Source organism: Micromonospora sp. WMMA1923 (assembly GCF_049179195.1).
Lineage (GTDB): Bacteria > Actinomycetota > Actinomycetes > Mycobacteriales > Micromonosporaceae > Micromonospora > Micromonospora yangpuensis.
Genome location: NZ_JBMHLZ010000001.1, coordinates 5,732,718 through 5,756,263 on the forward strand (window position 1 = coordinate 5,732,718; position 23,546 = coordinate 5,756,263).

Genomic DNA, 23,546 nt, shown 5'->3' on the forward strand with positions numbered 1-23,546 from the left:
TTCCCGGCATGGGTGCCACCTCTGCCGAACGGTCCGCTGCGACCGCCGCCACCACCGCCTTGACCGAGCGCACCGCCGCCGACCTGCACGTGCTGGTCCTGGCCGGTGGCCTCTCCTACGAACGCGACGTGTCGCTGCGCTCCGGCCGCCGGGTCCTCGACGCGCTGCGGGCGGTAGGCGTGCAGGCCGAGCTGCGGGACGCCGACGTCGCGCTGCTGCCGGCGTTGACCGCCGACCCGCCCGACGCGGTGGTCATCGCGCTACACGGGGCCACCGGTGAGGACGGCTCACTACGGGGCGTCCTCGACCTCTGCGGCATCCCGTACGTCGGTTGTGACGCCCGCGCGGCCCGACTGGCCTGGGACAAGCCGTCGGCCAAGGCGGTGCTGCGCGAGGCCGGCATCCCCACCCCGGACTGGGTGGCGCTGCCCCACGACCGCTTCTCCGAGCTGGGCGCGGTGGCGGTGCTGGACCGGATCGTCGACCGGCTGGGGCTGCCGCTGATGGTCAAGCCCGCCCAGGGCGGTTCCGGGTTGGGCGCCGCGGTGGTCCGGGATTCCGCGTCGCTGCCCGCCGCGATGGTCGGTTGCTTCGCGTACGACTCCACGGCCCTGGTCGAGCGGTACGTCGCCGGGATGGACGTGGCGGTCTCCGTGGTCGACCTGGGTGACGGCCCGCAGGCGCTGCCGCCGGTGGAGATCGTGCCCCGCAACGGGGTGTACGACTACGCCGCCCGGTACACCGCCGGTCGGACCACCTGGCACGCGCCGGCCCGCCTCGACCCGGAGGTGGCCCGTACCGTCGCCGACGTGGCGCTGGCCGCCCACAACGCACTCGGTCTGCGCGACCTCTCCCGGGTCGATCTGATCGTCGACGCCAAGGGCCAACCCCACCTGCTCGAGGTCAACGTCTCCCCAGGGATGACCGAGACGTCGCTGCTGCCCCTGGCGGTCCAGGCCGGCGGCCTGGACTTCGGTCGGGTGCTCGGTTCCCTGGTGACCCGGGCCGCCAACCGCACCTGACGCACCGCACCCGTTCGGCCCACCGCACCGCCTGACCCGGCGCTCGCCTGCCGTCCGGGCCCGACCGCTGCGCTCGCTGACATCTTCACCGCTTCTTGGCTCTGGTGGCTTCCCGACGGTGGGAAGCCACCAGAGCCCGTTTTCGGCCTCCGCGCAGCGGTTCCGCTCTCCCGCAGGGGTCGTGTTCTCCGCCGCGGCAGTCCGCTCTCCCCACTGGTTCCGTCTCTTCCCGCCGGGGCGAGGCATGCGCGGAGCGGGTCAGGGTTGTTCCTCCGCCGCCTCGATGACCGAGGTGGCTTCCTCCTCGGCCCCGCTCGGGCCGGGGGAGGAGGACTGCGCGGCCAGACTCGACGGCGCCTGCCACTGGATGCGCGGGGGTTCGGCCAGCGGCCGGCCACCGAACTCGGCCAGCCAGGCGGCGATCATCGCGAGGTTCTCCCGCCACTGCTCCTCCGAGATGGGCGGGAGGATCGAGTCCCACAGCGAGAGGAACGTCCCGCGCAGCTGCAGCCGCCCGTACGGCCGGGCCAGGAACCACATGTGGAAGTGCTCCGAGCCGTCCCCCCACCGGTTCACGTGAACTCGGGCCACACCGTCGAGGGACCGGATGGCGCGTTCCAGCCGTACCGTCATCACGCCCAGCTCGGCGGCGAGCAGGCTGGGCAGATCCCCCAGGTCGAAGTGGGACCGGGATTCCAGGATGAGGACCATGGGCAGGCCGGTGGGCCGGTCCATGGCCCGCACCCGCCACCGTTCACCCACCCAGATGTACGCGTCGTCAGGTGCGCTGCAGGCGGTGCACTCGCGGTCGCCCTCGCCCTTACGGGGAGGCTCCTCCGAGACTGGTTCGTCGAGCTGCTTGACCCGCAGTTCCCCCTCGAAGGGGAACGACGGCCACTGGGTGAAGTCCGGGACTGAGGGCGGGGTGTCGTGCACGAAGCTGACCCTAACCGAGTCCGCCGTCGCTGTCCCTCCCCGGATCTACCCCAAGCTGCGGGGCCCGCCTCGGCAGACAACCCGCCCGTCGACCGGATATCCCCAGGGTTGTCCACAGGTTGCTGATGCCCCACCACACCCCGTCATCCACAGGTTGGCACCCCGATTGACGCGGGGTTTCACGTGAAACAGGGATGCCTGTGGAAAACCCCTGTGGATAACTTTCAGGGTTCACGTGACTCCGACTCCCGGAACGAGCGGCGCTCGACTCACCCTCGTTCCTCTACCCGGCCCGACGGCCGACGCGAGCCGATGGCCGACGCGAGCCTGATGGCCGAAGGAGTGGTGGACCGGGCGGTACCGACTCACCCGGCTGCTGCGGGCCATCGTCTCCGACCAGTCCTGGGTACGCCACGTCGTCGGGCAGACCGACCAGCGCCGGCGGGAGCAGACCGTCGCACGTCCGGCCGAAGCGCCTCCCAGGCCGGCGCACCATCCGGACCCGCACGGCCGGCCGGGTGGCGACGCCCGGGCAGGCCGGTACCGGTGACTCCGGGAGGCGGTGCGAGCAGGAGGAGTGCGAGCAGCGGGCGGCGCCTGACCGGGAGAGGGTGAACGAGGCGGGGACAGCTCGGCTCGTTTCACGTGAAACGCGGTGCACGCCGGTCGCCGGTTGCGGCCGACCGCCGCCGTTTCACGTGAAACAGCCCTTGCGTGGCCGGCCTTGGGCGACTGTTTCCCTTCCTGAACGACGGCTCCCGGCCAGGGTTCCGCCCGCCGAGGCGGCGCGACCACGACCATGACCCGGCCGATGCAGCGTGGCGCCAGCCTGACTCCCGACCCCGGCCAGAAAAGCGGGGTGGGTGAGGACTCCGGTCAGAGAGTCCTCACCCACCCCGGGGGCGGCGGAGATCAGTCCGCTGACTCCTGCTGCTCGACGCCGATGATGCCGACGATCCGCTCCAGGTCGTCGACGGTGGCGAACTCGATCGTGATCTTGCCCTTGCTCCGGCCGATGTCCACCTTCACCCGGGTGTCGAACCGGTCCGAGAGCCGGTCGGCCAGATCCGTCAGGGCGGGCGCGTGTGGCTTGGTGCGCCGCTTCGGTGCCGCGTTCGTTGCCGAGCCGTCACTGAGGGCCAGGGCGACGATCTCCTCGGTCGCCCGTACCGACAGGCCTTCGGCCACGATCCGCAGCGCCAACTGCTCCTGCGCCTCGGGCTCGTCCAGGCTGAGCAGGGCCCGGGCGTGCCCCGCCGAGAGCACTCCGGCCGCGACCCGGCGCTGGACCTGGGCGGGCAGGTTGAGCAATCGGATGGTGTTGGAGATCTGCGGCCGGCTCCGGCCGATCCGCCGGGCCAGCTCCTCGTGCGTGGCACCGAACTCGTCCAGCAGTTGTTGGTAGGCGGCAGCCTCTTCGAGCGGGTTGAGGTTCGCCCGGTGGATATTCTCCAGGAGCGCGTCCCGGAGCATGGCGTCGTCGCGGGTGTCCCGGACGATCGCCGGAATCGTCTCCCGGCCGACCTCCTGGGCGGCCCGCCAGCGCCGCTCGCCCATGACGATCTCGTACTTCTCGTCGTCGAGCTGGCGTACCACGATCGGCTGGAGGAAGCCGACCTCCTCGATCGAGGTCTTCAACTCCTCCAGCGCTTCCTCGTCGAAGACCTGACGGGGCTGCTTGGGGTTCGGCACGATCGAGTCGACCGGGATCTCGGCGAACCGGGCGCCCGGCACCGGGCTCAGTACGGGCTCGATCTCGACCGGCGCGGCCGCCTGCGGGTCTGCCACCGACGCGGGAACGGCCTCCGCGCTCACGACGACACCGTTTGTGGATTCCCGGGCGTCCCCGACCGGGTCGCCGGAGTGGGAACCGGTCTCCACCGGCACGGCAGCAACGTGGGTCTCCGCGGGCACGACGGCGGGCTGCGCCGGCCCGGTGGGAATGAGTGCTCCGAGCCCACGGCCCAATCCGCCACGAGGACGATTCTTCATGCGACGCCTCCCAGCGACTTGTCCGCACTACACATTCCGGCTCACCGGTTCTCCTTGGCCCCACGCTCTGCGATCTCCTGAGCGGCCTCGAAGTAACTCGTTGCCCCTCGTGATCCGGGATCGTAGGTCATGACCGACTGGCCGTAGCTGGGTGCCTCGGAGACGCGGACGTTGCGGGGGATGACAGCCTGGAGCACCTTGTCGCCGAAGTGGTTGCGCACGTCCTGCTCCACCGCGTCGGCCAGTCGGGTACGCCGGTCGTACATGGTGAGCAGGATGGTGGAGACGTCGAGGTTCGGGTTGAGGTGCTGCCGTACCAGGTTGATGTTGTTGATCAACTGGTTGAGGCCCTCCAGGGCGTAGTACTCGCACTGGATCGGGATCAGTACCTCCTGGGCGGCCACCAGGGCGTTCACCGTGAGCAGGCCGAGCGACGGCGGGCAGTCGATGAAGACGTAGTCGAAGTGGCCCGGGTAGGCGGCGATGGCCCGGACCAGTCGGGACTCCCGGGCGACCACTGACACCAGCTCGATCTCGGCACCGGCCAGATCTATGGTCGCCGGTACACACCACAGGTTGGGGATGCCCTCCACCCCCTGGGCCACGTCGGCCAGCGGCACACTGTCGATCAGGCAGTCGTAGACGTCCGGAACGCCGGTATGGTGCGGCACGTTGAGCCCGGTCGACGCGTTGCCCTGCGGGTCCAGGTCGATGACCAGCACCCGGTTGCCGTGCAGGGCGAGCGCCACCGCGAGGTTGACCGTGGTCGTGGTCTTACCCACGCCACCCTTCTGGTTCGCGACGCACATGACCCGGGTCCGTTCCGGACGAGGCATCGTCACCTCGCCACTCGGATTAAGGATCTGCACGGCGCGCATCGCCTCCATAGCCAACGGTGGATCATCCTCTTCGCGCGTCGGGGTTTCACGTGAAACGTACGCGGTCGCGGCGACTTCCGTCGCCCCGTACGCCTCCGCTGAGGTCACTGTCGGGTCGGCCGCGGAGTGTGCGGAAACGGCGCCGGCCGGAGCCGGTTCGGCGTCGGTCAGGTCCGCGTCGACCGGCTCCCTCCCTACCGTCGGCGGGTCACGCCGTACCACGGGTTCGCAGTCCGGCGCGGTGGAGCCGTAGGGGCCGTCCGGCCAGTTCGGGTGGCCGGTTTCACGTGAAACATCGTCCACTGCGGAGCGACGTCGCCCGGAACCGGTCACGTCTGGATCGTCGTCGTACCTGTCGTCGTCATGCACCTGTCATCCCTGCCCGCTTCGGATGGTCGGTCCGCACCCCGTCAACTGGGCACATCCGCGCTCGCGGTAGAACGCGCGGCCCGGCGGGAGCGGCCGTGGTCCGAGGCACCAACACCGCCCGCTCCACACTATCGACGCGCGGTCAGCCTACGGCGGACGGGCGCAGCGGGTCCACGTCGGGTTTCCCGAGTCCGCTCACCCTGGTTCAACGACGGCGCGGCGAGCCGGAAAGGGCAGCATCCGGATCAGTGTCCCCGGGGTCGCCCACCACGACGCCCGGCCCGCGCCCGCTTGGCCGGGGCCTGGCCGCGTACCTGCTCCCGCACGACCTCCACCACGGTCGTCGGTGGCTCGATCAGGCCGACTCCGCACTGGTGCACGGTGGGCTCACCGCCACCGAGACGCTTGACCGTGCTCAGGTGTTCGGCGATCTCGGCGGCGGCCGAGGAACCCTTCAACGCCAGTAGCCGCCCACCGCGCCTCGCCAGTGGCAGGCACCAGGTGGCCAGCCGGTCCAACGGGGCCACCGCCCGCGCGGTCACCACGTCACCGCTGAACGGCCCGGTTCCGGTACTACCCGTCGCCGCCTCATCCGCCCGGCCGCGGAACACCCGGACCCGTCCGGCCAGGCCCAGCTGCTGCACGACCTCGATCAGGAAGACGGTACGCCGGGCGAGCGGTTCGACCAGGGTCACCGTCAGGTCCGGGCGGGCGATCGCCAACGCCAGACCGGGCAGCCCGGCACCGGACCCGACGTCGATCACCACCGCGTCCGGCGGGATCCGCTCGGCCACGACCGCACAGTTGAGCAGGTGCCGCTCCCAGATCCGGGGCGCTTCCCGGGGACCGATCAGGCCCCGGACCACCCCGTCGGTGACAAGCAGTTCCGCGTACGCGGCAGCCAGGTCCAGTCGGTCACCGAAGATCTTCGCCGCGGCCTCGGCCAACTCCGGCGGCAACACCGCCTCGGCAGCGGCCGGCACACCGTCTCCCGGCTCGGTGCTGCTCGGCGGGTCGGGGAGGTCGACATGCCGCGGCCCGGGCGGCGTACCACCCGGGCCGGACACGGCAGCAGCCGTACTGTCGTCGCTGGTCACGCGGTCAGTCCGCCGGCCGTACGACGATGCGCCGGTTCGGCTCGACGCCCTCGGACTCGCTCTGCACGCCGGTGGCCGCGTTCACCACGTCGTGCACGCACTTGCGCTCGAAGGCGGACATCGGCTCCAGCCGGACCGCCTCGCCGTACTCCTTGACCTTCTCGACGGCGTTCTTCGCCACCGCGGCCAGCTCCTTGCGCCGGTTCGCGCGGTATCCGCCGACGTCGAGCAGCAGCCGGCTGGGCGTACCGGTCTGCCGGAACACGGCCAGCCGGGCCAGTTCCTGCAGCGCCTCCAGGGTGGCCCCGCGCTGTCCGACCAGGCTCTGCAGCCGGCCGCCGACCACCTCCACCATCGGCCGGCCACCGGAGACCAGCTCGTCGATGTCGCCGTCGTAGTCCAGGATGTCGAGCAGGCCCTCGACGTAGTCGGCGGCGATCTCGCTCTGCCGGAACAGCTCGCTCTCCGCCGGGGCCTTCTTCTCCCGGGGCCCCGCCTCGGTCTCGGTGTCGGTCTCGTCGGGACCCTCGGCACCGTTCGCCACGATCGGCCCGGTCTCCGAGTCCGCGGACTGCTCGGTGCGGGGGATGCTGGTGTCGGTCACGGTTTCATCTCCGTACTCGCTCGGCCGGACCTTGGGTCCGTTGATCTCCCGCAGGGCCGTCGGCGGGAGGTCGCCGATGCCCACGGGCACGTCTGTCCGGGCGGTCTCGCCCGTGACCGCGCGGCGCGCGGTGGTCCGACCGGCGCCTGCCGTACGGCGGCTGCTCGGGTCGGTGCCGGCCGCCGCCGGAGTGGTCCCGGCGGCGGCCGAGTGGTCTAACCCTGTCGCTTGCTGGGGCGGGGCTTCTTGGCGTTGGTCGGCTTGGCACCCGGCTTCGGACCGGCGACCTTGGGGGCGGCCGGCTTGGCCGGCGGCGGGGGTGGCGTCTTCTTCCGGCCGAGGAGCCCACCGGTGGTCTTCGCCGCCGGCTGGACCGGGTTACGGGTGGTCGCGCCCGGCTTCGCCGTGTTGGCCGTCGGCGGCGGGGGGAACTTGCGCAGGACCCACTGCTGCTGGCCGAGGGTGAAGAGGTTGTTGGTCACCCAGTAGATGATCACGCCGATCGGGAAGATCGCCCCCGAGATCAGCAGCGAGGCGGGGATGCCGTAGAGCATCAGCCGCTGGATCATCCGCTGCTGCGGGTCCTCGGCCCAGCCGGTCTTGAGGATCATCTGGCGGCTGGTCAGGTAGGTGGTGCCCATCATGACCAGGACCAGGATGCCGGCGATCACCTTGACGGTGGTGCCGTTGGCGTTGAGGCGGGACAGCTCCTCGGCGGTCGAGCCGAACTTGCCGGCGATCGGCGCGGTGAAGAGCGTCGCCTGGGAGGCGCTGTTGAACTGGTCGACCGTCCAGCCGTACAGCGTCTTGCCGGCCTCACCCTTGTCCGGGTTGAGTCGACGCAGCACGTGGAAGAGACCGAGGAAGACGGGGATCTGGAGGAACATCGGAAGGCAGCCCATCAACGGGTTGGCCTTTTCCTTCCGGTACAGCTCCATCATCTCTTTCTGGAGCGTCTCCCGGTCACCCTTGTGCTTCTCCTGCAGCTCCTTGACCTTGGGCTGGAGCGCCTGCATCGCCCGCTGCGACTTGATCTGCTTGACGAAGATCGGGAAGAGGATCACCCGTACGGTGACCACCAGGAAGATGATCGCCAGGATCCAGGCCCAGTTCGTGCCGATGACCTCGCCGACCGGTACCCCGATGGCGTCCCAGGCCGAGTGCCAGGCCAGCAGGATCCACGAGATCGCGTAGTAGATCCAGTCGAGACTCAATTCTCAGGCTCCAGTCACATCGGCACGGCGGCGGTCGCCCGGATCCGGAACCGGGTCGTGCCCACCTGGGTGAAAGGGGTGGCAGCGCGACAGGCGCCGGACCGTCAGCCAGGCTCCCCGCAGCGCGCCATGCCGGGCGAGCGCCTCGACGGCGTACGCGCTGCACGACGGGTAGAACCGACAACGAGCCGGCAACGCCGGGCTTACCCAACGACGGTACGCGACGATCGGCCCGGTCAGCACCCTGGCACCCGTCGAGGTGCGCCGCGGGGCCGCGGATTCGTCGCTCACCGGGACCGCCGCCCCCGCGCGGCACGTGCGGCGGCCAGGGCCGCGTCGAGGTCGGTGCCGAGCCGGGCGTACGACACCTCGGCGGCGGACGGCAGGGCACGCACCACGAGGGTGCTACCCGCCGGCAGCTCGGTCGTCCGCTCGCGGACCAGGTGTCGGAGTCGTCGGCGGACCCGATTACGGACCACCGCCGGCCCGACGGCCTTGGACACCACGAAGCCGACGCGGGTCGGTGTCGAGGCTTGCTCGGCACCGCCGTCCCGCGCCGGCTTCGGCGAACTCGCGGGTGTGGTCAGGTGGACGACGACGGCACCGCGACCGGCCCGTCGGCCAGCGCGAACCGCTACGGCGAAGTCGGTGCTGCGCCGCAGTCGTTGTGCGGCCGCCAGCACGACTGCCCACGTCCCCCGGACCGGTCAGCCTCAGGCCGACAGGCGGGTGCGGCCCTTGGCCCGGCGGGTCGAGAGGATGGCGCGGCCGGCACGGGTACGCATGCGCAGCCGGAAGCCGTGGGTCTTGGCACGCCGGCGGTTGTTCGGCTGGTAGGTGCGCTTGCTCACGTCAGGCTCTCCGTTTTCGTACGCCCCGGGCGCGGGAGCGCCGGGATCGTGTGGTGGTCCAGGCCACCTCGTCCGGTGACCCCCTCCGATCGGTGCTCCCGTCCGACCGGTGCTGCCCAGCGTCGCGGAACCCTGGATGGTGCGGGGTAGCGACTGCGGGCAACAAGCACCCCACACCCTAGCAGAGGGCGTCAGAGCAGCCGCTCCAGCCTACGCAGCGGGGCAACCACCGTCAAACAAGATCGACTTCGGGGTCGGTCCGCTGACCGAGACCGATGCGGCGGTTTTCACGCATACCGACAACGACGACGGCACCCCGGCGGTTGAAGGCCTGTGGACAACGCTGTTAGCGTGCCCGTTTGCGGTCATCGTCGGAAGGTCCGGCTTGTCACCGAAAGGCAAGACCGGACAAGGTAGTGGATCGTTCGGCACGGTGGACCCGCTTTCCACCCCGTCAAGTCGAGGGGGCGGCCGGACCTGCCTCCGGCGGACAGCCCACAATCGGTCGGTACACAGGCTGTGGATAACTTGTGGACAACGGTCTGTGTAGTGAACGTTTCTCCTGCTCAGGAGGGGCGACGTCGACAGCGGTGAAGCTGGCGGCAGCATGGCGGTCGGGAGCAGAGGCGAGGGGGTGGCACGACGGTGGCCGGAACGACCGACCTTGCCGCGGTGTGGACGGCGACGACGGATGATCTCGCAGACGAGATCATTTCCGCGCAGCAACGCGCCTACCTGCGCCTCACCCGGCTGCGCGCCATCGTCGAGGACACCGTCCTGCTCTCGGTGCCGGACGCCTTCACCCGGGACGTCATCGAGTCCCGGCTCCGGCCGGCCATCACCGAGGCGCTCACCCGTCGACTCGGCCGCCCGGTCCAGGTGGCGGTCACCGTCCGGATCACCGACGACCCCTCCGCCGGCCGCCCGGCAGGCACCGTCTACCGCAGTGCCGACACCGGGGACTTCGACGCCGTACCCGACGACCACCGCTTCGCCGGTGCCGACCGGCCCGGTGGCGACCGGTTCGACGGTGGCGACCGGTTCGAGGACGCCGACGACCGACGGTCGATGAGCGTCCCGCCGCTCTTCCCGGACCTCGACCAGTCCCGCCAGGCCGGCCCGCACGATCGGAGCGATCCGCGCGATCAGGCCGGCCCGCACGATCGGGGGGGCCCGCACGGCCAGGGTGTCCCGCGCGGTGAAGCCGACCCCCGCGACCAGGGTGGCCGGTACGACCAGGGCGACGAGGACGACCGGAACCGCCAGCCCGCCCGGGACGGGGACAGCCGGTCCGACCAGCACAGCCGGTCCGACCAGCACAGCCGGTCCGACCAGCACAGCCGGCCGGACCGGCACCCGGACCAACGGACCGACCCGCACTCCGACCGGTACGACCGCCAACGGGAACACCGGGGAACGGCGCCGGAACACCCGTCCCGACCGGGAGAACCCTCGGACGACCAGCGCCCCGGTTCGATCCCGGCCAGCCGGGCCGGCCAGGAACCGCTCTTCGGCGCGGCCTTCGGTGAGTCCCTCCGGCGCGACCGGCCCGGCGGAGACCGGCCAGGTTTCGGCGAGCGCCCCGGCCACGACCCCTCCGCCGGTGGCCTGGCGTCGCCGGCCGGGCTGGCCTCCGCCGCCGGCATGCGCCCCTTCGAACCCCGGTACCGGCAGGACCCGGGCGGCGGCCGGGACCACCTGCGCGGCCTGCCCGGCGACGGGGCCACCGACAACGGCCCGGGACGCGGCGGCGCCGATCACCGACCGGGTGGTCGGGACGACCGTCGGCTCCCCGGCGGTACGGAGAGCAGCGGCAACCGACTCAACCCGAAGTACATGTTCGAGACCTTCGTGATCGGCTCCTCCAACCGGTTCGCGCACGCGGCGAGCGTGGCGGTCGCGGAGTCACCGGCCAAGGCGTACAACCCGCTGTTCATCTACGGCAGTTCCGGGCTGGGCAAGACCCACCTGCTGCACGCCATCGGGCACTACGCCACGACCCTGGGCAACGCCCGCTCGGTCCGGTACGTCTCGACCGAGGAGTTCACCAACGACTTCATCAACTCGTTGCGTGACGACAAGACCAGTGCCTTCCAGCGACGCTACCGCGACGTCGACATCCTCCTGATCGACGACATCCAGTTCCTGGAGAACCGGGAACGCACCCAGGAGGAGTTCTTCCACACCTTCAACACGCTGCACAACGCCAACAAGCAGATCGTCATCACCTCCGACCGGTCGCCGAAGCAGTTGGCCACCCTGGAGGACCGGCTGCGGACCCGCTTCGAGTGGGGGTTGCTCGCCGACATCCAGCCGCCGGACCTGGAGACCCGGATCGCGATCCTGCAGAAGAAGGCCGCCCAGGAGCGGCTCTATGCCCCGCCGGACGTGCTGGAGTTCATCGCCTCCCGGGTGTCGAACTCGATCCGGGAGCTGGAGGGCGCGCTGATCCGGGTGACCGCCTTCGCCAGCCTGACCCGGTCGACCGTCGAGTTGGCGCTGGCCGAGGAGGTCCTGCGCGACTTCATCCCGGACGGTGCCGGGCCGGAGATCACCGCCGACCAGATCATGGTCTCCACCGCCGACTACTTCGGGGTGAGCCTGGAGGACCTGCGCGGGCACAGCCGCTCCCGGGTCCTGGTCAACGCCCGCCAGGTGGCCATGTACCTGTGTCGGGAGCTGACCGACCTGTCGTTGCCCCGGATCGGGCAGGCGTTCGGCGGGCGGGACCACACCACGGTGATGCACGCCGACCGCAAGATCCGGCAGCAGATGGCCGAGCGACGCTCCCTCTACAACCAGATCGCCGAGCTGACCAACCGGATCAAGCAGACCACCTGACCCCGGGTACGCCGCCGACCGACCTGCCCAGGTCGCCACCGCCACCGCACCCGCACCCGCACCCGCACCGCGACCCCACCGCACCGCGTCACGGCCTGTGACGGCCCCCACATTCGTTAGCCCGGCCACCCTTCGGCCGGGCTTTTTCGTGCCCCGGGGTTGCCCCTCGACCCGGTAGAGCCCGCAGGATCGGCCCATGCCCGTCCACAGCGTCCACAGGCTGTCCACAACCAGTTATCCACAGTCAGTGGATAACCACGCTGCGCACCGCCTCGGTTACCCACAGGTTGTGGAAAAACCCTGGGGACATCCTGTGGATGGCTGTGGACGACTGTGGACAGCCAACCCCCGTTGTCCACCGATCCGGACCGGGCTGTGCATAGCCTGTTGAAGGTTCTGGGGAAAACTCGGGTTCGGCCGGCGCACGTCATCCACAGGACTGGGGAGAAAGTCTGTGGATATCCGGTGGATAACCGGTGGACGACGGTGGATAACTTCGCCGTCCGGGCGCCCTGTGGACAACTACGCGAGTTTTACACCGGGTTCTCCACAGCTAACCCACCGGTGCACAAGCGTCCTGAGCTGGGAAAAGCCGAGTTTTCCACAGTTTGCACAGGTGCTACGAAGACGATGGGTTATCTCTTCTAAGAGAACAAAAACCAATCATCACCGTTGAGCTTCCTGTGGATCGCAGTCCGGAGCGGCCGAGCACCCTCGGCCGGCACCCCGCAGCAACCGGGGCCGGGCGCACCGCCGATGCCCCCGCGCCCTAAGGTTCGATGGGAACCCGCACGGTCAGGTGGGTCGGTAGGCAGCGGTCGGCATGAGAGAGTTGTCGTCGACGTCGACGCGGAGGCATTGATGAAGTTCCGAGTGGAGCGCGACGCGCTCGCCGAGGCTGTGGCGTGGACCGCGAAGAGCCTGCCCAGCCGGCCGTCCGTTCCGGTGCTCGCCGGCGTACTGCTGCGGGTCACCGACGGAAACCTGCAGGTTTCCGGCTTCGACTACGAGGTCTCCAGCCAGGTGGCCGTGGAGGTGCAGGGCGACGCCGACGGCGCCGCGCTGGTCTCCGGGCGGCTGCTGGCCGAGATCACCAAGGCGCTGCCCGCCAAACCGGTGGACATCGCCGCCGTCGGGGCCCACCTGGAGCTGGTCTGCGGCAGCGCCCGGTTCACCCTGCCCACCATGCCGGTGGAGGACTACCCCTCGCTGCCCGACATGCCGGAGAGCGCCGGCACCGTCGACGCCGCCGCGTTCGCCGCCGCCGTCGCCCAGGTGGCCATCGCCGCCGGCCGGGACGAGACCCTGCCGATGATGACCGGCGTCCGGCTCGAACTCTCCGGCAGCTCCATGGCGATGCTGGCCACCGACCGGTACCGGCTGGCCCTGCGCGAGATGGACTGGCAGCCGGACGACCCCGAGGTGAGCATCAACGCCCTGGTCCCGGCCCGCACCCTGAACGACACCGCCAAGGCGCTCGGCCCGCTCGGCGGCCAGGTGACCATGGCGCTCTCCCAGGGCGCCGCCGGCGAAGGCATGATCGGTTTCGTCGGTGGCACCCGGCGCACCACCAGCCGCCTGCTCGACGGCGCCAACTATCCGCCGGTGCGTTCGCTCTTCCCGGCCAGCCACAACGCCGAGGCCCGGGTCTCGGTCAGCACCCTGATCGAGGTCGTCAAGCGGGTCGCGCTGGTCGCCGAGCGGACCACGCCGGTCCTGCTCGGCTTCAGCGCCGACGGGCTGGTGGTCGAGGCCGGCGGCACCGAGGAGGCTCGGGCCAGCGAGGCGATGGACGCCACCTTCACCGGTGACGAGCTGACCATCGGCTTCAATCCGCAGTACCTCATCGACGGCCTGGCCAACCTCGGCTCGCAGACCGCCGTGCTGCACTTCGTCGACGCCTTCAAGCCGGCGGTGATTTCCCCCGCAGACGAGGATGGCGAGGTCGTTCCCGGGTACCGCTACCTCATCATGCCGATCCGCGTCTCCCGCTGATCGCATGACGGCGCGGATCGGCATGACGACGCCGATCCCGTGACGACCCCGCGAACCCGACCCACCGGAGGTAGGAACCCATGCAGCTCGGCCTGGTAGGACTCGGCCGGATGGGCGGCAACATGCGCGAGCGGCTGCGGGCCGCCGGTCACGAGGTGGTCGGCTTCGACCGTGACCCGGCGCTGAGCGACGTCGCCAGCCTGACGGAGCTCGCCGAGAAGCTGCAGGCACCCCGCGCGGTCTGGGTCATGGTCCCCGCCGGGGTCACCGACGCCACCATCGACACCCTCGCCGAGTCGCTCGGCGACGGCGACATCGTCATCGACGGCGGCAACTCCCGGTTCAGCGACGACGCGCCCCGGGCCGAACGACTCGCCACCCGTGGCATCGGCTACCTCGACGTCGGGGTCTCCGGCGGCGTCTGGGGCCGGCAGAACGGCTACGGCCTGATGGTCGGCGGCAGCGACGAACACGTCGCCCGGCTGATGCCGATCTTCTCCGCGCTCAAGCCGGCCGGCGAGTTCGGCTTCGTGCACGCCGGGCCGGTCGGTGCCGGGCACTACGCCAAGATGGTGCACAACGGCATCGAGTACGGCCTGATGCACGCCTACGCCGAGGGCTACGAGCTGTTGACCGCCTCCGAGCTGGTCACCGACGTACCCGGGGTGGTCAAGGCCTGGCGGGACGGCACGGTGGTCCAGTCCTGGCTGCTCGACCTGCTCGACCGGGCCCTGGAAGCCGACCCGGAGCTGACCGAGCTGAGCGGCTGGACCGAGGACACCGGCGAGGGCCGGTGGACCGTCGACGAGGGCGTCCGGCTCGCGGTGCCGCTGCACGTCATCTCCGCCGCCCTCTTCGCCCGGTTCGCCTCCCGCCAGGACGACTCACCCGCCATGAAGGCCGTCTCCGCGCTGCGCCAGCAGTTCGGCGGACACGCCGTCCACAAGCGCTGAGCGGCCCCGCCGCCCGTGTACGTCCGCCGGCTCGAACTTGTCGACTTCCGCTCGTACGAGCGGGTCGCCGTCGACCTGGAGCCGGGTCCCAACGTCCTGGTCGGCGCGAACGGCGTCGGCAAGACCAACCTGGTCGAGGCGCTCGGATACGTGGCGACCCTGGGTTCCCACCGGGTCGCCACCGACGGGCCGCTGGTGCGGATGGGCGCGGCCGCCGCGGTGATCCGCTGCGCGGTGACCCACGAGGGCCGGGAACTCCTCGTCGAGCTGGAGATCGTGCCGGGCAAGGCCAACCGGGCCCGGTTGGGACGCTCGCCGGCCCGCCGGGCCCGCGACGTGATCGGCGCCCTGCGGCTGGTCCTCTTCGCCCCGGAGGACCTGGAACTCGTCCGTGGTGATCCGGCCGAACGCCGCCGCTACCTCGACGACCTGCTGGTGCTGCGCCAGCCCCGCTACGCCGGGGTACGCGCCGACTACGAGCGCGTCGTCAAGCAGCGCAACGCCCTGCTGCGTACCGCGTACCTGGCCCGTAAGACCGGCGGTACCCGGGGCGGTGACCTCTCCACCCTCGCGGTCTGGGACGCCCACCTCGCCCGGCACGGCGCGGAACTGCTCGCCGGGCGACTCGACCTGGTCGCCGCCCTGACCCCGCACGTGACGAAGGCGTACGACGCGGTGGCGGCCGGACGGGGAGCCGCCGGCATCACCTACCGCCCCTCGGTCGAGCTGGCCGACCCCACCGCCGACCGGGCCACCCTGGCCGAGGTGCTGACCGCGGCGCTCGCCGAGTCCCGCACCGCCGAGATCGAGCGGGGCACCACCCTGGTCGGCCCGCACCGCGACGACCTCGCCCTCACCCTCGGCCCACTCCCCGCCAAGGGGTACGCCAGCCACGGCGAGTCCTGGTCGTACGCGCTCGCCCTGCGACTGGCCGGCTACGACCTGCTGCGGGCCGACGGCATCGAGCCGGTGCTGGTCCTCGACGACGTCTTCGCCGAACTCGACACCGGACGCCGGGAACGCCTGGCCGAACTGGTCGGCGGGGCCAGCCAGCTCCTGGTCACCTGCGCGGTCGACGACGACGTGCCGGCGGCCCTGCGCGGCACCCGGTACCGGGTCGACGAGGGGACGGTGCGCCGTGTCGGATGACCACGCCGGCGGTCCCGGCGACCGGCTGCCGCCCCGACGTCCCAGCGGTCGGTCCGGGCCTCCCCGGCGCGCCGGCGGCCCGGCCGAACCCGGGCCGAACAAGGACACCGCCGGCTCGGGCGGTCCGCCCGCACCGGACAGCTCGGGCTCGGCGGGCGACGGGCCGAGCGGCCCGGAGTTGGCCCGCGCGGTCCTGGACGCCGCTCGGGCCCGTCGGGAGACGGCGGCGCGCACTCGGCGACGTACCCCGGGATCCGCCGGGGGTGACGGCGCCGCACGGCGGCTGCGCGGCTACTCCGGTCCGGGGCCGGACCCGCGCGACCCGCAGCCGCTCGGTGTCGTGCTGGGCCGGCTGATGAAGGCCCGCGGCTGGCAGCAACCGGCGGCCGAGGCGACGGTCTTCGGTGCCTGGGAGAAGGTGGTCGGCGCCGAGGTCGCCCAGCACAGCCGGCCGGTAAAGCTGGAGGACGGCGAGCTGACCGTGGAGGCCCGCTCCACCGCCTGGGCCACCCAGCTACGGCTGCTCGCCGGCTCGCTGCTGAAGCAGATCGCCAGTGAGGTCGGCCACAACGTGGTCCGGAAACTGCACATCCACGGCCCGGCCGCACCCTCCTGGTCGCGCGGTCCCCGCCGGGTCCGGGGCCGGGGCCCCCGCGACACCTACGGCTGAGACGGCCTCAGGCGTCGGCGTAGACGGCGTAGCCCCGGTCGGCGCAGCGCCGGTAGAAGGCGGCCAGCACGCCCAGCTCCGAGCAGGTGAAGCTCCACTGCGGTGGCGCCCCCGCCTCGTCCCGCAGCCCGTCGAGACGGGTGTCCAGCCAGCGCAGCTGCTGCTCGGCCAGGCGCCCGTCGGCGAGCAGCGACCGCAGCACCGCGCTCACCGACTCGAAGGTCACCGCCTCGCCGAACGGGCGGTGCGCCGCCACGAACCGCTCGATGCCGCCCGCGACCCAGGCGCACCCGTCCGGGTCGATCACCGGGTCCTCCTCCTCGGCGGCGGCGTCCGTGGCGTAGAGCACGTTCTCCAGGCCGAGGATCAGGTCCACCAACTCGGTGTACGCGGTCGCGCGGACCGTGCCGGTCTTCGCGATCAGCTCCGCGAGCGCGGCGGTCGGCGCGGAGACCTGCGGCAGATCCACGATCTCGCCGAAGTCGACGAACTCCGCCGGCGCCACCGGGTCGTAGAAACGACCGGTCCGTGGCCAGTGCACCGCGACGTTGTCCAGCCCCATCGGGCGTCACTCCTCACCGCAACGTGTCGAGCCGGTCATGCTGAGCCGATCGGGCCGGGCCGATCGCGTCGATCGTCCGCTTCCCGCCAGGAAAGATCAGAACCGGCCGGTCAGTGTCGCAAAGGTACGGTACGACGCTCCGGCGCCTGACGTCCGGTCCGTCCGATCCGGCAATCCGACCCGTTGGCCGGCGGCGCCCCCGATCAGCCCATGGCGTGTAAGGGGGGTCGCGGCCAGCGCGGTTCGGCCGGCTATGGAGTTCTCAGCCGCCGCGCAGGGGTGCCGAGTGGTGGTTCTGTCGTTCGCGCACAGTAGGATTGCGGGTGAGACGAAGGCCCGAGACGCAACGACGGGACACCGGCACTCGACGCCGTTGACCGATCCTCCCGTGTCGGGTCGAGCCGATCGCGATCCGCGGGCAACCGCGGCGACCGGCGTGTTCGGCCCGTACCCCGGAAAAGCCGGCCCGGTCCGCGCGCCGACGTCGCGTCCTGTCCGCCGAACCCGCGCCCGACGTGCCCTGCGGCGCGGACGGCGCGAGAAAGTGGCCGAGGGTGGCAGCGCAGGACAAGCAGGAGTACGGCGCCGAGTCGATCACCGTCCTCGAGGGGCTGGAGGCGGTCCGCAAGCGGCCCGGTATGTACATCGGGTCGACCGGCGAGCGCGGGCTGCACCACCTCGTGTGGGAGGTCGTGGACAACGCGGTCGACGAGGCGATGGCCGGCCACTGCGACACCATCGACGTGGTGCTGCTCGCCGACGGCGGGGTCCGGGTCACCGACAACGGCCGTGGCTTCCCCGTCGACCTCCATCCGAAGCTCAAGAAGCCAGGCGTCGAGGTCGCGCTGACCGTGCTGCACGCCGGCGGCAAGTTCGACGGCAAGGCGTACGCGGTCTCCGGCGGTCTGCACGGCGTCGGCGTCTCGGTGGTCAACGCCCTCTCCACGAAGATGGCGGTGGAGATCCACAAGTCCGGGTTCGTCTGGCGGCAGCAGTACCACCACTCCAAGCCCACCGAGCTGGAGAAGGGTGAGACGACCGACCGGACCGGCTCGGCGGTCTCCTTCTGGCCCGACCCGGACGTCTTCGAGACCGTCGACTTCGACTTCCAGACCATCTACCGCCGGCTGCAGGAGATGGCCTTCCTGACCCGGGGCCTCACCATCCACCTGCTCGACGAGCGGGTGCCGGAGGGCGAGGAAGGCAAGACCCGCGAGGTCACCTTCCGCTACGACGGCGGCATCGCCGACTTCGTCCGGCACCTCAACGCCTCGAAGAACCCGATCCACAAGACGGTGGTCGAGTTCGGCGCGGAGGAGGACGGCATGTCCCTCGAAATCGCCATGCAGTGGAACGAGTCGTACGGCGAGTCGGTCTACACCTTCGCCAACAACATCAACACCCACGAGGGCGGCACCCACGAGGAGGGCTTCCGGGCCGCGCTGACCGGCATCGTCAACCGGTACGGCGCGGACAAGAAGCTGCTCAAGGGCGACGAGAAGCTCTCCGGCGAGGACATCCGCGAGGGGTTGGCCGCGATCATCTCGGTCAAGCTCACCAACCCCCAGTTCGAGGGGCAGACCAAGACCAAGCTGGGCAACACCCCGGTGAAGAGCTTCGTGCAGCGGGTCTGCAACGACCGGCTGGTCGACTGGTTCGACCGGAACCCGGCCGAGGCGAAGACCATCATCACCAAGGCGTCCCAGGCCGCCCGCGCCCGGATCGCCGCCCAGCAGGCCCGCAAGCTGGCCCGCCGCAAGTCGCTGCTGGAGTCCGGCTCGATGCCGGGCAAGCTGGCCGACTGCCAGTCCACCGACCCGCGCGAGTCCGAGGTCTTCATCGTCGAGGGCGACTCGGCCGGCGGCTCGGCCAAGCAGGGGCGGGACCCGCGTACCCAGGCGATCCTGCCGATCCGCGGCAAGATCCTCAACGTGGAGAAGGCCCGCATCGACCGGGTGCTGAAGAACAACGAGGTCCAGGCGCTGATCACCGCGCTGGGCACCGGCATCCACGACGACTTCGACATGGAGAAGCTGCGGTACCACAAGGTGGTGCTGATGGCCGACGCCGACGTCGACGGCCAGCACATCCAGACCCTGCTGCTCACCCTGCTCTTCCGGTTCATGCGTCCACTTGTCGAGCTGGGCCACGTCTACCTGGCCGCCCCGCCGCTCTACAAGATCAAGTGGAACAAGAAGGGCGACGACGCCCAGTACGCCTACTCCGACCGGGAGCGGGACGGGCTGATCGCGCTGCGCCAGCAGAAGAAGCCGAACGCCAAGCCGGACGACATCCAGCGGTTCAAGGGTCTCGGCGAGATGAACTACCCCGAACTCTGGGAGACCACCATGAACCCGGCGACCCGTACGCTGCGTCAGGTCACCCTCGACGACGCGGCGACCGCCGACGAGCTCTTCAGCGTGCTGATGGGCGAGGACGTCGAGGCACGGCGCTCGTTCATCCAGCGCAACGCCAAGGACGTCCGGTTCCTCGACATCTGATCGGCCCCGCCCGGACCGGCCGGCTGGTGCCCGGCCGGTCCCCGGTCCACAGAGTTATCCACAGGTAGACCGGTTTCCACAGCGGTTATCCACAGCACGAAAACGACTCTAAGTCTGATAAGGGTTTAAAAGTGACGGATTCCCCCGAGCCCACACCCAGCGAGCCGGAGCTGCCGGAGGCCGCCGCCGCAGTCGTGGCGCACGACCGGATCGAGCCGGTCGGCCTTGAGGTGGAGATGCAGCGCTCCTACCTCGACTACGCGATGAGCGTCATCGTCGGGCGGGCGCTGCCGGACGTCCGGGACGGGCTCAAGCCGGTCCACCGCAAGATCCTGTACGCCATGTTCGACTCCGGCTACCGGCCGGACCGGGGCTACGTGAAGTGTTCCCGGGTGGTCGGCGACGTGATGGGTCAGTTCCACCCGCACGGCGACTCGGCGATCTACGACGCCCTGGTCCGGATGGCCCAGCCCTGGTCGCTGCGCTACCCCCTGGTCGATGGCAACGGCAACTTCGGTTCGCCCGGAAATGATCCGGCTGCGGCCATGCGTTACTGTATTACAGCAAATGCCCGAATTCGCACGGCCGATGGCAGCGTCCGGGTCGGCGACCTCGTGCCCGACGCTGCGCCGAACAGCGAGACCGACATCGACCTGAAGGTCCGGGACCGCAACGGCGACCTGGTGCACGCCTCGAAGTTCTTCCACTCCGGCGAGCACCCCACGCTGCGGCTGCGCACCCGCGAGGGGTACGAGCTGACCGGCACCCACAACCACCCGGTGCTCTGCCTGGTGGACGTGGCCGGGGTGCCGACCCTGCTCTGGAAGCTGCTCGCCGAGATCTCCCCCGGTGACCGGGTGCTCCTCCAGCGGACCGTGCCGGACGAGATCGGCTACCCGATGCTGGAGCACGTCGAGGCCGCCGTCCTCGCCGGTGCCTTCGTCAGCGAGGGCTGGGTCTCCGAGGGGCGAGCTGGCTTCAACAACGTGGACCGGGAGTTCTTCGTCCGGGTCCTGACCGCGTACGACCTCGCCGTCGGTGGTCCCCGGTACGTCAGTGAGCGGGTGATCGCCTCCGGCAGCACGCTGCACGAGCTGGACGTCCAGGACCTCACCGCGTTGCGCGCGAGTGTGCTCGGCGATCTGGTCGGGGCGCGTAGCGCCGCGAAGTTCGTGCCGGAGTTCGTCTGGCAGGGGCCGGCCGCGATCAAGCGGGCCTTCCTCCAGGCGCTCTTCGAAGGCGACGGCTCGTCCTCGCTGCTGCCCCGCAACACCATCCAGATCTCGTACTCGACCCGCAGTGAGCGGCTCGCCCGCGAGGTGCAGCAGCTGCTGCTGGAGTTCGGCGTGGTCAGCCGGCAGTGCCGGTACGACAGTGGCGAGATCAAGGTCGTGGTGACCAACCGGCGGGACGCCCGGATCTTCGCCGTGCAGGTCGGGTTCCTCGGTCGTAAGCAGGCCAAGCTGGAGTCCGAGCTGGCGTCGGTGCCGGCGACCAGCACGGCGCTCTCCGGCGACCACGTGCCGCTGGTCGGTGACTTCGTCCGGGCGCACGGGGCGACCCGGTGGACCGAGCGGGACTGGCTGCGCCGGCACAACGTGGACCGGATCGAGCGCTGGGAGCGGGACCGGGACGAGATCGCCGCCCGGATCACCGAGCCCGGGGTGCTCGACGTGGTCGAGCCGTTGGTCGACGGCCGGTTCTACTACGCCGAGGTGGCCGAGCTGGCCGACGCCGGGGTGCAGGCGGTCTACAGCATCCGGGTGGACACCGACGACCACTCGTTCGTCTCCGACGGTTTCGTCAGCCACAACACCGAGTGCAAGCTCGATCCGTTGGCGATGGAGATGCTGCGGGACATCGACGAGGACACCGTCGACCTGCAGGACAACTACGACGGCCGGGCCAAGGAGCCCACCATTTTGCCGTCGCGGATCCCGAACCTGCTGATCAACGGCTCCGAGGGGATCGCGGTCGGCATGGCCACCAAGATCCCGCCGCACAACCTGCGGGAGATCGGCGCGGCCGTGCAGTGGTGTCTGGAGAACCCGGAGGCCGACGAGGCGACCACCCTGGAAGCGCTGCTGGAGATCGTCAAGGGGCCGGACTTCCCGACCCACGGTCTGATCGTCGGCACCACCGCGATCCAGGACGCGTACCGCACGGGTCGTGGCTCGATCCGGATGCGGGCCGTGGTGGAGGTCGAGGAGGACAAGCGGGGCCGGCCGGCGCTGGTGGTCAGCGAGCTGCCGTACCAGGTGAACCCGGACAACCTGGCCGAGCGGATCGCCGAGCTGATCAAGGAGGGCAAGCTCGGCGGCATCGCCGACATCCGGGACGAGTCGTCCGGGCGTACCGGCATGCGGATCGTGCTGGTGCTCAAGCGCGACGCGGTCGCCAAGGTGGTGCTGAACAACCTCTACAAGCACACCCAGCTGCAGGAGACCTTCGGCGCGAACATGCTGGCGCTTGTCGACGGGGTGCCGCGGACGCTGAACCTGGCGCAGTTCATCCGGTACTACGTCGAGCACCAGATCGAGGTGATCCGGCGGCGGACGGCGTTCCGGCTGCGCAAGGCCGAGGAGCGGGCGCACATCCTGCGTGGTCTGTCCAAGGCGTTGGACGCCCTGGACGAGGTGATCGCGTTGATCCGGCGCTCGCCGACGGTCGAGGACGCCCGCCAGGGCCTGATCCGGCTGTTGGAGATCGACGAGATCCAGGCGACCGCGATCCTGGACATGCAGCTGCGCCGGCTGGCCGCCCTGGAGCGGCAGCGGATCCTCGACGATCTGGCCAAGCTGGAGATCGAGATCGCCGACCTGAAGGACATCCTGGCCAAGCCGGAGCGGCAGCGGCGGATCGTCTCGGAGGAGCTGGGCGAGATCGTCGCCAAGTGGGGTGACGAGCGGCGGACCAAGATCGTGCCGTTCGACGGCGAGGTCTCGATGGAGGACCTGATCGCCCGCGAGGACGTGGTGGTGACCATCACCCGGACGGGGTACGCCAAGCGGACCAAGGTCGATCTGTACCGGTCACAGCGGCGGGGCGGCAAGGGTGTCAGCGGCGCCACTCTGCGGCAGGACGACATCGTCAGCCATTTCTTCGTATGCTCCACGCACGACTGGATTTTGTTCTTCACCAACAAGGGTCGCGTGTACCGGGCCAAGGCGTACGAGCTTCCGGAGGCCAGTAGGGTGGCCAAGGGTCAGCACGTGGCCAATCTGCTCGCCTTCCAGCCGGACGAGCAGATCGCACAGATCATCCAGATCCCGAACTACCAGGTGGCTCCCTACCTGGTCCTGGCCACGAGAAACGGTCTGGTGAAGAAGACCCGACTCGAGGAGTTCGACTCCAACCGGTCGGGCGGGGTCATCGCGATCAACCTGCGCGATGAGGACGAGTTGGTCGGGGCGGTTCTGGTGGCGCCGGAGGAGGACCTGTTGCTGGTGTCGAAGAAGGCACAGGCGATCCGGTTCAACGCGACCGACGAGGCCTTGCGGCCGATGGGTCGGGCCACCTCCGGGGTGATCGGCATGCGGTTCACCGACGACGACGTGCTGTTGGCCGTCGAGGTGGTCCGGGAGGGGCTGGACGTGCTGGTGGCGACGAACGGGGGGTACGCGAAACGCACCCCGATCGAGGAATATCCGGTCCAGGGCCGGGGAGGTAAGGGCGTACTGACCGCGAAGATCACCGAGCGTCGCGGTGGCCTGGTCGGTGCGGTGGTGATCGATCCGGACGACGAGTTGTTCGCGATCACGAGCAACGGTGGCGTCATCCGGACTCCGGTGAAGCCTGTACGCCGTACCCGAGACCGGAACACAATGGGGGTCAAGCTGATGGACCTCCCGGACGGTGTGACTATCGTGGCGATTGCTCGCAATGCCGACGAGCCTGACGAACAGGACTAGT

At 70.3% G+C, this 23,546-nt stretch carries 17 protein-coding genes and 1 pseudogene; 8 read left to right on the top strand and 10 right to left on the bottom strand.

Going from position 1 to position 23,546, the window contains the following annotated elements:
• Nucleotides 1-8 precede the first annotated feature (8 nt).
• Nucleotides 9-1,022, top strand: a complete 1,014-nt coding sequence (locus tag ACN28G_RS26075; RefSeq protein WP_229688276.1) for a D-alanine--D-alanine ligase family protein — start codon at nucleotides 9-11, stop codon at nucleotides 1,020-1,022.
• Nucleotides 1,023-1,283: 261 nt separating this feature from the next.
• On the opposite strand, the pseudogene ACN28G_RS26080 reads toward ACN28G_RS26075, so the two are convergent.
• The 9 genes and pseudogenes from ACN28G_RS26080 to rpmH all read right to left on the bottom strand — a co-directional run.
• Nucleotides 1,284-1,958, bottom strand: a pseudogene (locus ACN28G_RS26080) (hypothetical protein); the annotation flags it as partial.
• Nucleotides 1,959-2,870: 912 nt separating this feature from the next.
• Nucleotides 2,871-3,950 (bottom strand): ParB/RepB/Spo0J family partition protein, encoded by a 1,080-nt coding sequence (locus tag ACN28G_RS26085; protein ID WP_091432466.1) that lies wholly within the window; start codon nucleotides 3,948-3,950, stop codon nucleotides 2,871-2,873.
• Between the two features lie 41 nt (nucleotides 3,951-3,991).
• Nucleotides 3,992-5,197 carry a ParA family protein gene (locus ACN28G_RS26090; protein WP_421480550.1) on the bottom strand — a complete coding sequence of 402 codons (1,206 nt, stop codon included), beginning with the start codon at nucleotides 5,195-5,197 and terminating at the stop codon, nucleotides 3,992-3,994.
• Nucleotides 5,198-5,442: 245 nt separating this feature from the next.
• A complete protein-coding gene (rsmG, locus tag ACN28G_RS26095) occupies nucleotides 5,443-6,180 on the bottom strand; it encodes a 16S rRNA (guanine(527)-N(7))-methyltransferase RsmG (RefSeq protein WP_421480978.1) in 738 nt (245 codons plus the stop codon).
• Between the two features lie 118 nt (nucleotides 6,181-6,298).
• Complete coding sequence (locus ACN28G_RS26100) at nucleotides 6,299-6,898, bottom strand: protein jag (protein WP_091445691.1); 600 nt, start codon at nucleotides 6,896-6,898, stop codon at nucleotides 6,299-6,301.
• A 215-nt stretch (nucleotides 6,899-7,113) separates the two neighbouring features.
• Entirely contained in the window at nucleotides 7,114-8,112 is a 999-nt protein-coding gene (gene yidC, locus ACN28G_RS26105) for a membrane protein insertase YidC (RefSeq protein ID WP_091432473.1), read from the bottom strand.
• 3 nt (nucleotides 8,113-8,115) lie between these two features.
• Nucleotides 8,116-8,355, bottom strand: coding sequence for a membrane protein insertion efficiency factor YidD (yidD, locus tag ACN28G_RS26110; RefSeq protein WP_217628897.1), 240 nt, complete (start codon nucleotides 8,353-8,355; stop codon nucleotides 8,116-8,118).
• Nucleotides 8,356-8,399: 44 nt separating this feature from the next.
• A complete protein-coding gene (gene rnpA, locus ACN28G_RS26115) occupies nucleotides 8,400-8,795 on the bottom strand; it encodes a ribonuclease P protein component (protein WP_091432479.1) in 396 nt (131 codons plus the stop codon).
• Between the two features lie 30 nt (nucleotides 8,796-8,825).
• A complete protein-coding gene (gene rpmH, locus ACN28G_RS26120; protein WP_067300964.1) occupies nucleotides 8,826-8,963 on the bottom strand; it encodes a 50S ribosomal protein L34 in 138 nt (45 codons plus the stop codon).
• Nucleotides 8,964-9,608: 645 nt separating this feature from the next.
• Between rpmH and dnaA the strand changes: the two genes are divergently transcribed.
• The 5 genes from dnaA (at nucleotide 9,609) to ACN28G_RS26145 (ending at nucleotide 16,571) form a co-directional block, all read left to right on the top strand.
• On the top strand, nucleotides 9,609-11,804 hold the full coding sequence (gene dnaA / locus ACN28G_RS26125; protein WP_421480551.1) for a chromosomal replication initiator protein DnaA: 2,196 nt from the start codon (nucleotides 9,609-9,611) through the stop codon (nucleotides 11,802-11,804).
• A gap of 861 nt (nucleotides 11,805-12,665) precedes the next feature.
• Nucleotides 12,666-13,799 (top strand): DNA polymerase III subunit beta, encoded by a 1,134-nt coding sequence (dnaN, locus tag ACN28G_RS26130; protein WP_091432486.1) that lies wholly within the window; start codon nucleotides 12,666-12,668, stop codon nucleotides 13,797-13,799.
• Nucleotides 13,800-13,879: 80 nt separating this feature from the next.
• Nucleotides 13,880-14,752 carry a phosphogluconate dehydrogenase (NAD(+)-dependent, decarboxylating) gene (gene gnd / locus ACN28G_RS26135; RefSeq protein ID WP_091432490.1) on the top strand — a complete coding sequence of 291 codons (873 nt, stop codon included), beginning with the start codon at nucleotides 13,880-13,882 and terminating at the stop codon, nucleotides 14,750-14,752.
• Nucleotides 14,753-14,767: 15 nt separating this feature from the next.
• Nucleotides 14,768-15,901 (top strand): DNA replication/repair protein RecF, encoded by a 1,134-nt coding sequence (gene recF / locus ACN28G_RS26140; RefSeq protein WP_091432493.1) that lies wholly within the window; start codon nucleotides 14,768-14,770, stop codon nucleotides 15,899-15,901.
• A 25-nt stretch (nucleotides 15,902-15,926) separates the two neighbouring features.
• The gene (locus tag ACN28G_RS26145) at nucleotides 15,927-16,571 is read left to right on the top strand and encodes a DUF721 domain-containing protein (RefSeq protein WP_091445694.1); all 645 of its coding nucleotides are present in this window, start codon (nucleotides 15,927-15,929) and stop codon (nucleotides 16,569-16,571) included.
• A 7-nt stretch (nucleotides 16,572-16,578) separates the two neighbouring features.
• Here ACN28G_RS26145 and ACN28G_RS26150 read toward each other — a convergent pair whose 3' ends face one another.
• Nucleotides 16,579-17,133, bottom strand: a complete 555-nt coding sequence (locus tag ACN28G_RS26150; RefSeq protein ID WP_421480552.1) for a hypothetical protein — start codon at nucleotides 17,131-17,133, stop codon at nucleotides 16,579-16,581.
• Nucleotides 17,134-17,687: 554 nt separating this feature from the next.
• On the opposite strand from ACN28G_RS26150, the gene gyrB reads away from it, so the two are divergent.
• Nucleotides 17,688-19,634 carry a DNA topoisomerase (ATP-hydrolyzing) subunit B gene (gene gyrB, locus ACN28G_RS26155; RefSeq protein ID WP_091432500.1) on the top strand — a complete coding sequence of 649 codons (1,947 nt, stop codon included), beginning with the start codon at nucleotides 17,688-17,690 and terminating at the stop codon, nucleotides 19,632-19,634.
• Between the two features lie 194 nt (nucleotides 19,635-19,828).
• Nucleotides 19,829-23,545: an intein-containing DNA gyrase subunit A gene (gene gyrA, locus ACN28G_RS26160; protein WP_421480979.1), complete on the top strand. Its 3,717-nt coding sequence runs from the start codon at nucleotides 19,829-19,831 to the stop codon at nucleotides 23,543-23,545.
• The last annotated feature ends 1 nt before the right edge of the window (nucleotide 23,546 follow it).

What these genes read in the sequence shown, in the direction of transcription:
- ACN28G_RS26075 (WP_229688276.1), top strand. Translation starts at nt 9, where the DNA reads ATGGGTGCCACCTCTGCCGAACGGTCCGCTGCGACCGCCGCCACCACC.
- ACN28G_RS26085 (WP_091432466.1), bottom strand. Translation starts at nt 3,950, where the DNA reads ATGAAGAATCGTCCTCGTGGCGGATTGGGCCGTGGGCTCGGAGCACTC.
- dnaN (WP_091432486.1), top strand. Translation starts at nt 12,666, where the DNA reads ATGAAGTTCCGAGTGGAGCGCGACGCGCTCGCCGAGGCTGTGGCGTGG.
- gnd (WP_091432490.1), top strand. Translation starts at nt 13,880, where the DNA reads ATGCAGCTCGGCCTGGTAGGACTCGGCCGGATGGGCGGCAACATGCGC.
- ACN28G_RS26150 (WP_421480552.1), bottom strand. Translation starts at nt 17,133, where the DNA reads ATGGGGCTGGACAACGTCGCGGTGCACTGGCCACGGACCGGTCGTTTC.